Source organism: Streptomyces lycii (assembly GCF_009735685.1).
Classification (GTDB): domain Bacteria; phylum Actinomycetota; class Actinomycetes; order Streptomycetales; family Streptomycetaceae; genus Streptomyces; species Streptomyces lycii.
This window is the reverse complement of sequence record NZ_WHPN01000424.1, coordinates 1-10,992: the sequence shown is the minus strand read 5'-3', so window position 1 is coordinate 10,992 and position 10,992 is coordinate 1. Positions and strand designations below refer to the sequence as shown.

The 10,992-nt window shown below is 72.2% G+C and carries 5 protein-coding genes and 1 pseudogene; 1 reads left to right on the top strand and 5 read right to left on the bottom strand.

Annotated elements, in window-relative coordinates:
- The coding region (locus GCU69_RS30960) for a multifunctional oxoglutarate decarboxylase/oxoglutarate dehydrogenase thiamine pyrophosphate-binding subunit/dihydrolipoyllysine-residue succinyltransferase subunit (protein WP_156207861.1) at positions 1 to 3,427 on the top strand (3,427 nt) is incomplete at its 5' end.
- Positions 3,428 to 3,896: 469 nt separating this feature from the next.
- Here GCU69_RS30960 and fxsT read toward each other — a convergent pair.
- The 5 genes and pseudogenes from fxsT to GCU69_RS32900 form a co-directional block, all read right to left on the bottom strand.
- Positions 3,897 to 6,890, bottom strand: a complete 2,994-nt coding sequence (gene fxsT, locus GCU69_RS30955) for an FxSxx-COOH system tetratricopeptide repeat protein (protein WP_156207860.1) — start codon at positions 6,888 to 6,890, stop codon at positions 3,897 to 3,899.
- A gap of 108 nt (positions 6,891 to 6,998) precedes the next feature.
- Complete coding sequence (locus GCU69_RS30950; RefSeq protein WP_156207859.1) at positions 6,999 to 8,420, bottom strand: aKG-HExxH-type peptide beta-hydroxylase; 1,422 nt, start codon at positions 8,418 to 8,420, stop codon at positions 6,999 to 7,001.
- The gene (locus GCU69_RS30945; protein ID WP_408055867.1) at positions 8,417 to 9,646 is read right to left on the bottom strand and encodes an FxsB family cyclophane-forming radical SAM/SPASM peptide maturase; all 1,230 of its coding nucleotides are present in this window, start codon (positions 9,644 to 9,646) and stop codon (positions 8,417 to 8,419) included. Before GCU69_RS30945 ends, GCU69_RS30950 begins: the two co-directional genes overlap by 4 nt.
- A gap of 196 nt (positions 9,647 to 9,842) precedes the next feature.
- Positions 9,843 to 10,022, bottom strand: coding sequence for an FxSxx-COOH cyclophane-containing RiPP peptide (gene fxsA, locus GCU69_RS30940; RefSeq protein ID WP_098750035.1), 180 nt, complete (start codon positions 10,020 to 10,022; stop codon positions 9,843 to 9,845).
- Between the two features lie 160 nt (positions 10,023 to 10,182).
- A pseudogene (locus GCU69_RS32900) lies at positions 10,183 to 10,992 on the bottom strand (SAV_2336 N-terminal domain-related protein); the annotation flags it as partial.

Here is a 10,992-nt window from a genome sequence, read left to right as displayed (position 1 = left end):
CGCCAAGCCGGCCGCCAAGACCGCGGAGCCCGCGGCCGAGGAGGCCGCCGGGCCGGAGCTGGTCACGCTGCGCGGCCCGTCCGCCGCCGTGGCGAAGAACATGAACGCCTCGCTGGAGCTGCCGACGGCCACGTCCGTCCGCGCGGTCCCGGTGAAGCTGCTGTTCGACAACCGCATCGTCATCAACAACCACCTCAAGCGCGCCCGCGGCGGCAAGGTGTCCTTCACGCACCTCATCGGCTACGCCATGGTGCAGGCGCTGAAGGCGATGCCCTCGATGAACTACTCGTTCACGTCGGTGGACGGGAAGCCGACGCTGGTCAAGCCCGAGCACGTGAACCTCGGCCTCGCCATCGACCTGGTCAAGCCCAACGGCGACCGCCAGCTCGTCGTCGCGGCCATCAAGAAGGCCGAGACGCTCAACTTCTTCGAGTTCTGGCAGGCGTACGAGGACATCGTGCGCCGAGCCCGTGCGAACAAGCTGACGATGGAGGACTTCTCCGGCGTCACCGCGTCGCTGACGAACCCCGGCGGCATCGGCACCGTGCACTCCGTGCCGCGCCTGATGCCCGGCCAGGGCCTCATCCTCGGTGTCGGCGCCATGGAGTACCCGGCGGAGTTCCAGGGCACCTCCCAGGACACCCTGAACCGCCTGGGCGTCTCCAAGGTCATGACGCTGACCAGCACCTACGACCACCGCGTGATCCAGGGCGCCGCCTCCGGCGAGTTCCTGCGGATCATGAACCAGCTGCTGCTCGGCGAGAACGACTTCTTCGACGACGTCTTCAAGTCGCTGCGCATCCCCTACGAGCCGGTCCGCTGGCTCCGCGACATCGACGTCTCGCACGACGAGGATGTCACCAAGGCCGCGCGGGTCTTCGACCTGATCCACGCCTACCGGGTCCGCGGCCATGTCATGGCCGACACCGACCCGCTGGAGTACAAGCAGCGCAAGCACCCCGACCTGGACATCATCGAGCACGGCCTCACCCTGTGGGACCTGGAGCGCGAGTTCGCGGTCGGCGGCTTCTCCGGCCAGTCGATGATGAAGCTGCGCGACATCCTCGGCGTCCTGCGCGACTCGTACTGCCGCACCACCGGCATCGAGTTCATGCACATCCAGGACCCCAAGGAGCGCAAGTGGATCCAGGACCGGGTGGAGCGCTCGCACTCCAGCCCGGAGCGTGAGGAGCAGCTGCGCATCCTGCGCCGGCTCAACGCCGCCGAGGCGTTCGAGACCTTCCTGCAGACGAAGTACGTCGGCCAGAAGCGGTTCTCCCTGGAGGGCGGCGAGTCCGTCATCCCGCTGCTCGACGCCGTGCTCGACTCGGCCGCCGAGTCGCGCCTGGACGAGGTCGTCATCGGCATGGCCCACCGCGGCCGGCTGAACGTCCTCGCCAACATCGTCGGCAAGTCGTACGCCCAGATCTTCCGCGAGTTCGAGGGCAACCTCGACCCGAAGTCGATGCACGGCTCCGGTGACGTGAAGTACCACCTGGGCGCCGAGGGCACCTTCACCGGCCTCGACGGGGAGCAGATCAAGGTCTCGCTGGCCGCCAACCCCTCCCACCTGGAGGCCGTCGACCCGATCGTCGAGGGCATCGCCCGGGCCAAGCAGGACATCATCGGCAAGGGCGGCACGGACTTCACCGTCCTCCCGGTCCAGCTGCACGGCGACGCGGCCTTCGCGGGCCAGGGAGTGGTCGCCGAGACCCTGAACATGTCGCAGCTGCGCGGCTACCGCTGCGGCGGCACCGTGCACATCGTCATCAACAACCAGGTCGGTTTCACCGCCGCCCCGGAGTCGGCCCGCTCCTCCATGTACGCCACCGACGTGGCCCGCATGATCGAGGCGCCGATCTTCCATGTGAACGGCGACGACCCCGAGGCCGTGGTCCGCGTCGGACGCCTCGCCTTCGAGTACCGCCAGGCGTTCAACAAGGACGTCGTGATCGACCTGATCTGCTACCGGCGGCGCGGCCACAACGAGTCCGACAACCCCGGCTTCACCCAGCCGCTGATGTACGACCTGATCGACAAGAAGCGCTCGGTGCGCAAGCTCTACACCGAGTCGCTGATCGGCCGGGGCGACATCACCGTCGAGGAGGCCGAGCAGGCGCTCCAGGACTACCAGGGGCAGCTGGAGAAGGTCTTCACCGAGGTCCGCGACGCCACGGCCACGCCGATGGCGCCCGAGGTCCCGGAGCCGCAGGCCGAGTTCCCCGTCAAGGTGGACACCGCGGTCTCCCAGGAAGTCATCAAGCGGATCGCCGAGTCGCAGGTCAGCGTCCCGGACCGGATCACGGTCCACCCGCGGCTGGCCCCGCAGCTCCAGCGCCGCGCGGCCCAGATCGAGGACAACGCCATCGACTGGGGCATGGGCGAGACGCTCGCCATCGGCTCCCTGCTGATGGAGGGCACGCCGGTCCGGCTCGCCGGCCAGGACTCCCGCCGCGGCACCTTCGGCCAGCGGCACGCGGTGCTCGTCGACCGGGAGACCGGCAACGACTACACCCCGCTGCTGTACCTCTCCGAGGACCAGGCCCGGTTCAACGTCTACGACTCGCTGCTCAGCGAGTACGCGGCGATGGGCTTCGAGTACGGCTACTCGCTGGCCCGCCCGGACGCCCTCGTGCTCTGGGAGGCGCAGTTCGGCGACTTCGTCAACGGCGCGCAGACCGTGGTCGACGAGTTCATCTCCTCGGCCGAGCAGAAGTGGGGCCAGACCTCCGGCGTCACGCTGCTGCTCCCGCACGGTTACGAGGGCCAGGGCCCGGACCACTCCTCGGCCCGGATCGAGCGCTTCCTCCAGCTGTGCGCGCAGAACAGCATGACGGTCGCCATGCCGACCCTGCCGTCGAACTACTTCCACCTGCTGCGCTGGCAGGTCCACAACCCGCACCACAAGCCGCTGATCGTCTTCACCCCGAAGTCGATGCTCCGGCTCAAGGCCGCGGCGTCGAAGACGGAGGAGTTCACCACCGGCGGCTTCCGCCCGGTGATCGGCGACAGCGCCTTCGACACGGCCGAGGCCGCCGACGCCGTCCGCAAGGTCGTGTTCTGCTCCGGCAAGGTCTACTACGACCTCCTCGCCGAGCGGGAGAAGCGCGGCGCGAACGACACCGCGCTGGTCCGGCTGGAGCGGCTCTACCCGCTGCCCGGCAAGGAGCTGCAGGCGGAGTTCAGCCGGTTCCAGAACGCCGAGAAGTTCATCTGGGCCCAGGAGGAGCCGGCGAACCAGGGTGCCTGGCCGTTCATCGCGCTCAACCTGATCGACCACCTGGACCTCTCGGTCGGCGCGGACCTGCCGCCCGCGGAGCGGCTGCGCCGGGTCTCCCGGCCGCACTCCTCCTCCCCGGCGGTGGGCTCCAACAAGCGCCACCAGGCGGAGCAGCAGGCGCTCGTCAGCGAGGTCTTCGACATCTGACACGGCACTGCACGGCACTGCACGGCACGGCACGGCACTGCACGGCACGGCACGGCTCTGCACGGCACGGGCTCTGCACGGCACGCAGGACCGGCGCGCCGGAGCCTGTGACGGCGGCGGGGCCCCNCCTCCGGGTGGGGCCCCGCCGCCGTTCCTGCGGCACCGCGGCACCGGCCGCCGGAGCGTACGGCGCCGCCCGTCGGTGCGTACGGCACCGTCGGCTGTGCGTACGGCTCGCCGGCAGCCGTGCGTACGGCACCGTCGGCCCGTGCTGCACGGCGACGTACCGAGGGCCCTCGTGCGCCCGCCTGCCGGTGCCGTACGCCGCGAGTGCCGTCCGCCGCGGGTGCCGTGGAGGCCGTAGGCCGCGGATGCCGTGGACGCCATGCGGCGCGGACGCCGTGGACGCCATGCGGCGCGGACGCCGTGGATGCCGTGCTGCGACGCGTGGTCCGTCCCCCAGCCCCTGTCAGGTCGTCTGGGGTTCGAAGTCCCAGAACGGGCGGGTGCGGGAACGGGCGGAGACCGTGTGGACGTGCTGCGGGCCGAGCGTGCCGGCCAGCCCGCCGAGCGCCTCCTCCTCCACCTTGTCCGCCTCCTGCCGCTTGCGCAGCGCCCGCAGGTCGGCGGCCAGAGCGACCTGGGAGGAGAGGGTCAGCGGGTGGAGCGCGCCGAGCGTCGCGGTCGTCCGGGTGACGAGATCGCGGCTGAGCCCGGCCGCGGCCTCGGGCTCGCCGGCCAGATTGCGGGCGCCGGCCACGTTGAGCCCGCAGCCCAGCGTCCACGGATGGTCGGGGCCGACGGCGCGGGTCATGCCGTCGAGGGCCCGCTCCAGCACGTCGTGCGACTGGTCCCGCTCACCGGCAGCCCGCAGCACCAGCCCGTGGTTGGCCGTGGACCCGACGGTGTACGGATGCCGGTCACCGAGCAGCCGCCGGTAGTGCCCGGTGACGGCCTCGCCCAGCTCCCGGGCCTGGTCGAGGCTGCCGTGCTCGCGGGAGAAGACGGCGTAGCTGGAGGCTGCGATGAGGGTGAAGGGGTCGTTCTCTCCCAGCACCCGTTCACAGCGTTCGAGGCAGCTGGCGAGCAGCGCCCCTGCCGCGGCTCGGTCACCCGCGCGGTACCGGGCCATGGCGAGGGCGTGCTCGCAGCGCATCGCCTGCGGGTTGTCGGCGCCCATGACGTCGCGGTGCACCCGGACGCTCTGTTCCAGCAGCGAGACCGCCTCGTCGTATCGGCCCAGCAGTCGCAGGTCGGTGCCGTAGGCGATCTCGGAGAACAGGCTCCAGGTGTGGCGGGGCCGGAGCAGCTCGCGGCGCGCCTCCAGTGTCTTGCGGTCCAGCCGCAACGCGTCACCGAACCGGCCGAGCAGCCGGAGCGAGACGGCCAGGTTGTTCTGCGCGTTCAGCGTGCGGGAGTCGTCCTCGCCGATCAGATCGGTGTAGCTGTCGAGGATCGTGCGGGACAGCGTCAGCGCCTCGTCGAAGCGGGCGAGGCCGCGCAGATCCGCGGCCAGTCCGCTGGCCGCGCGCAACAGGTCGAGGTCCTGCTGCCCGCGTTCCTCCCGGAGGTGGTCGACAGCGGCCCGGTCGACGGCCTCGGTGGCCGCGTAGTCGCCTGTGGCGCGCAGCAGGTTGGCGTAGTGATAGCTGATGTCCCAGAACCGCTGGTGCACCGGGCCCAGGAGTTCGCGCCAGGCGTCGCGAGCCCGCTCGGCCAGTTCCAGGCCGGCTTTGTACTCACCGCAGAAGTACAGGTAGCGCAGGCAGTTGAGCACGAGGTTCTGCACGCCCGGGTGGGTGCTCTCCAGGACGTCCGCCGTCCGCAAGTGCGGGGCCAGTTCGGAGTACCTCGGCCACAGGCGGGTGTCGGTGGGACGGCCGGGGTCCGCCGCGGCGAGCGCCCTCCGGACCACCCGGGAGTACTCCACCCGATCCTCCTGCGGCATCCCGTCGCGCACCGCCTGGTGCACCATGCGGTGCATGTAGAGCGTCTCGCCGCCGGGGGCTCCCGCGTCGTCGCCCGGGTCGTGCGATTCCAGCCGTACCACTGAATACTGGATGAGCTTGCCGAGGGCGGCGTTCCAGCGCACCGGGTTGTTGACAAGGCCGACGAGCTGCTCCGGCAGGTCCTTGGCCGGGATCTCGCGGAGCAGGTCGACGGGGATCGTGCCGGGCGCGAAGAACGCGCACAGCCGCAGCAGGTCCACCGACTCCGGGACGGTCTCGCGGAGCCGGTTCAGCAGTATCGACCAGGCCGTCTGGAAGGTCATCGGGAAGTCCGCCGCGACCCTCATGACGGCGGACTCGGCACCGGTGCCCAGGAGTTCGATGTACTCGTCCACTGACATGGCGGCGTCGTTCAGCCAGCCCGCGGTCTGGTCGAGGAGCAGCGGCAGGTCCTCCAGCGCCTCGGCCAGCCGGTCGGCCTCCACCCGGTCCAGGCGGGGCGCGCGGCGGCGGACGAAGGCCACGCTCTCCTCCCGCTCGTAGACGGGAATCTCCAGCATCACCGTGTTGTGCTCGCTCCACTCGCGGTTCTGCGAGGTGATCAGCACATGTCCCGAGCCGCTCGGCAGCAGGTCTGCCACGTTCTCCGGCTGATCGGCGCCGTCCAGCACCAGCAGCCAGCGACTGTACGGCTCCCCGCGGCGCAGCGCGTCGCGGGCCGAGCGCAGTCGCTCGCCGTACTCGGGACCGGTGGCCAGCCCCAGAGCCGGCGCCAGTTCTGCGAGCTTCTGGCGAAGCGTGCCGCGTTCGCCGGCCGGGACCCACCACACCACGTCGTAGTTGGATCCGAAGCGGTAGACGTACTCGGCGGCCAGCTGCGTCTTGCCCACCCCGGACATCCCGAGCAGGGTGCAGACGGCAGCGCCCCGCTCCGCGTCCTGGAGATGGTCGTAGATCCGGGCGAGGAAATGCTCACGGCCGGTGAAGCGGATGTTGCGGCGAGGTACTCCGCCCCACACCCGGGGCTGCTCCTGCGGATAGCGCGGACCGGTACGCGAGTCCGTGGGGCCGACTTCCCGGGCGGGGGTGCCGAGCCTGGCCAGCAGCCTGCGTTCCGCCTCGTGCGCGCCCACACCCCACAGATCGGCGGCCCCCAGTGCGGCCGTGGCCATCGGCAGGGCGGATGTGGTGACGGAGACGGCCGCGAACCGGTCGGTGTTCGGGGCTACAACCTCGCGGAGTGCGGCGTTCCACTCGTCGTGGCCGCGTGGGCCGAGCTGGAAATACCAGTCGCTGAGCACGATGAGGATGCGCCCTTCGGCAAGCATCAGATCGCGCAGGGCGTCTTCGAGTGTGGATTCCACCGGCGGGTCCCACCTCTGGTAGGCCACGCGGTGGCCATGACGTTCGAGCCGGTCGCCGATCCACTCGGCCCAAGCGCGGTTGAAGCCCGCGAAGCTGATCGTGACGGGTCCGCCGGACCCTCCCACGGATGCCCTGCGCGCTGCGGCCATGTGACCGTCTCCCTCGTTCTTCACCGGTACATCAGTACATCCATCGACCTGGCGGGGCGTCAGACTCCGCCAGGTGGAACATACACCGGGCATTCCGCCCGGTGTGGCTCATCCTGTCCGCTGCCGCCGCCACATCGTCCGGGCCGTCTCCACATACGCCGCAGCCCGTGCGAGATGCCCCTTGGGCGGGGGGCGTTCCCGTAGTTCGGCATGACGCGCGACCATGCCCTCGACGAGCGCGCGTCCGGCCGGGGTGAGACTTCTGGAGCCGCGCAGAGCGGGCAGGGTCGCGCTCACCTGTGCGTGGCACCGGGAGTGCTCGGCCCAGGCACCGTCACGGCGCGCCGCGTCGGTGGTGCTCAGCGCGCAGCGGTGCCAGTAGTCGGCGAGGCCCAGATGCGCGTACGTGCCCTGCAGCAGCCCGTCGAAGGGGCGCGGGTCGGGCCGCCAGGGCGCCCAGTAGCGTGCGCGGCCGTCCGCCCGGTGCAGCACCACCCGGTCGGTGAGGGCGGCGAGCTTGGCGTGCTGCAACTCGTGGACGAGCGTGGCCGCCAGCGCGGAGGGCGTGTCCGGCACGCTGCTGAGCACCGCGCCGAAGGCCTCTCTGCGGGTCCCGCTGCAATGAGCGGCACCTGCGGTGCTCGGGCTGGCGCCCGGCGGACGGACCAGTGGCACCAAACAGTGGAGCAGCCGCTCCGCCTCCAGGGCCCGCCCCTCGCCTCCGACCCGCAGTTCGGCATGGACTCCGCGCCACACCGCGTCCCACCCGGCGCGCTGTTCCAGGGTGAGTGCGCCGGTCGCGCCGAGGCCGTGCCGGTCGAGACCGCTGTCGGCCGTGCGGAATGGGTCGAGGTCGTCGAGCAGTACGGAACCGGGACCACCGGGCAGCCGGTGCAGCGGAATCCAACGCGGGTTCGGTGACCACCAGGAACCGTGCTCCCAGGGCCGTACGTCCGCGGGAGTCTCCCGGCCGGGCGCCGGGGTGAGGGTCAGGCCGGTGTCCCCGCCACGGCCCGTGATCCCCACGGCCGGGCTGCCGCAGCGCAGTACGCCCAGAGTGGGCAGACCGAGACGTCCGCCGTGCACCGGGAGTTGCAGCGCGAAGGGCACGCCGGTGCGGGCTGCGGCCGCCACGGCCAGCGAACCGAGATGGCCCAGCTCGCGGAGCAGTTCCGTGCGGCCCTCCGGGGTCCCGGCCCGGGCGGGCACACCGGCGTTTTCGGAAAGCGCGGCCAGGCCGCGCAGACACCGGTGCAGCCACGGGCCGACGAGAGGGTAGAAGAGCACCTTCCGGGCGGTGGCCCGGTCGGCACCGTCAGCGGCTTCCAACAGGCTCCAGTGCCGGTGCACCCGGTCCCTCACGTGCTGCGGCAGGGCGTCGCGCGGTGCGTCGCGGACAGCGTCGAGCAGCGCGCGGAACAGCAGCAGCCGCCGCGTGTGCTGGTCCTCCACCAGCATGCGCAGCACCTCCGGGCCGCTCTCGGTACGGCCGAGCCCGGCCAGCAGCCGGTCGGGAACCGCGGAGTTCACGGCGGCCCGTCGTGGGCCGCCCGGGGTATTGGGCCGCCCCGACGGCCCAGGGAGACGGCCAGCCGGTCCGCCACATGACGGATGAACCGCTGCAGGTCGGCGCAGTAGACGGACGGGTTGCGGAAGCCGCTGCCCCGCTCGTAGCGGTGCGGGTACTGCCCTCCGCCGCAGACGTGCAGCAGCGGGCAGGACCGGCAGCTGTCGGCGAGGGCGGCTTCGCCCGCGTGCCGGGCGGCCACTCCGGGGTGGGCGAGGGCCTCGTCGAAGCTGTTCCGGTGGACGTCGAGCCCGGTGGCCGCGGCGCCCTCGTAGGCGGACTTCAGGCTGTCCACCTGCTCGATGCTGCCGTCGGTCTCGACGACCACCGCGGTGAACGGCTGGAGCCCCAGGGACTCGGTGGCGGCGGGTATGCCGAGCAGCAGCGCGATGCACTCCTCGAACAGCCGGACCCGGACGTCCCGTCTCCCGGCCTCCCACCAGCGGTCGAACGCGGCGCACAGCCAGTCGCCGTACGGCACGGGGGCCGAGGCCGGGGCCGGCAGCCCGGGCGGCGGCGCCGAAAGGTTTCCGTGCGGCAGCAGGAAGTCGACGGCGGGCGGGCGCAGGGCGAGCAGCGACTCGTACACCTCGACCGGGTCGGTCCCCGGGTCCACGACGCTCAGGATGCCCGCGTACCCGGCCGGCCAGTGGTCCGCGAGCAGCCGCAGCCCGCGCGCGGCGGCGGGCCAGGAGGGCCGGCCCGCGTGGTCGACACGCTCCCGGTTGTGGGCGGCCAGCCCGCCGTCGAGGCTGACGCCGACGCGGACGCGGTGCCGGGCGAGGACGTCGAGCCGGTCCCGGGTGAGCAGCGTGCCGTTGGTCTGCACGGTGGCGTGCACGGTGCAGCCGGGCTCGACGGCGGCCCTCACCCGGTCCACCACGGCGCCCAGCCGCGCGGGGTCGGTGAGGAGGGGCTCGCCGCCGTGCAGGACCAGCGCGATGTCCGGCAGGCCGTGTGCGGCGGCGTGTTCGGCGATGCGGTCGGCGGCGCGGCTGAGCACCCGGTCGTCCGGGGCGGCGGGCCGGTCGCGCCAGCCGCTGTCGGCTCCGGCGTACAGATAGCAGTAGCGGCAGGCGAGGTTGCAGCGGCCGTGCACCTTGAGGACGAACTGCCGGAACGGCACCGCCGGCGGCCCGCCGGGGCGGTCGGGATCCGTTGCGCGGGCAAGCCTCGTCGCCTGTTGCACCACTCCGAGACACCCCCGATGTCACACCACTCGCCGGTCCGGGCCCCGTCGCCGGTCCGTGCCGGAGTCTCCCTGTTCCGGTGCCGGGGCAAACACCGGAGATCAACGATGTCCGGTTCACCGGAGAGAACGACTGAAACGCTTCGCCGAGCGGGTGCTGCTGCGTCCCGTGCGGTACCGCTTCCGCAAAACGGTTCTAGAGGGAGCTGTTGAAGTTCCAGAGCGCCTCTGTTGGCTCCGCCGTCCGGTCCCGCAGCTGCGCCAGCACCTCCTCCAGTACCGGGTGCCGCACCGTGCGCAGCTCGGACAGGTCCAGGTCCAGCAGGTCCGGGAGCGCCGCGTCGGTTCCGCCCGGCCGTGTCTCTTCCGTGGTCATGTGCCGTGTCCGCCTTTCTCTCGGGCCGTGGGCCGCCGCCCGTTCGCCCGTCCGCCATGGGCCGCCGCCGGCATCCGGTCGCGGTCCCTTCCCGCTTCCGCCGGCCCGCCCCTTCTCGTCCTCGCGTCCCGCCCCGCCTTCGTCCCGGGGTCCTTGCCGCTCACGGGGTGAGTTCCGCCAGCCGCTCCGCCGTGTGTTCCGCGGCCTCGCCGCCGCCGTCCGGCAGCCGCCGCCATTCCTCCGCCGCCGCGCGGTACGCGTCCCGGGCCGCTCTCGGCCGTCCCGCCGCCTCGTAGACCACGCCGCGCCAGTGGTGCGCCTGTGCCGCCGCCACCATGGCCTCGGTCACCTCCGGCCCGTCGTAACGGCCGGTGCCCCGGCCGCCGGTGCCCGCCGCTCCGGAGCCCGGCGCGCGTTCGCCTGCGGTACGTGCGGCGTCGGCCGCCTTCCGGTACGCGTCGGCCGCCTGGTCCAGCTTGTCGGGGCGGCCGGTGTAGCGGTAGGCGGCCCGGTGCGCGCCGCCCAGTTCGAGCCACGCCTGCGCGCGCAGCAGCGGGTCGTCGGCCGACTGGGCCGCGAGTCCGAACAGATACTCGGCCTCGCGGAGATCGACCCGGTCGCGGCGGTTGCGGTGCCGCAGTATCAGGGCGCGGCCCAGCGTCAGCAGGCGTCCGGGGAGCCGCGGGTCGCCCTCCGCGGTCTCCATGCGGCAGTCCCGCAGGACCCGCACCGCGTCGTTGACGTGCCGCACGCCGTCGGGGAGCCGGGCCCGGCGCAGCAGCGCGTCGCCCCACTCCTCTATCAGGTCGCTGTAACCCTCCTGGTCGCGCGGGATGGTACGGCTCGCCTTGTCGAACAGGGCCGCGGCGGCGACGAGGTCGTCCGGTCTGCCGTCCGCCTCGTACCGGCGTACGCGCAGCCGGCCCGCCCGGACGTGCACGGCCGAACGCAGGTCCTGGGGCAGGCCGTC

What these genes read in the sequence shown, in the direction of transcription:
- fxsT (WP_156207860.1), bottom strand. Translation starts at nt 6,890, where the DNA reads ATGGCCGCAGCGCGCAGGGCATCCGTGGGAGGGTCCGGCGGACCCGTC.
- fxsA (WP_098750035.1), bottom strand. Translation starts at nt 10,022, where the DNA reads ATGACCACGGAAGAGACACGGCCGGGCGGAACCGACGCGGCGCTCCCG.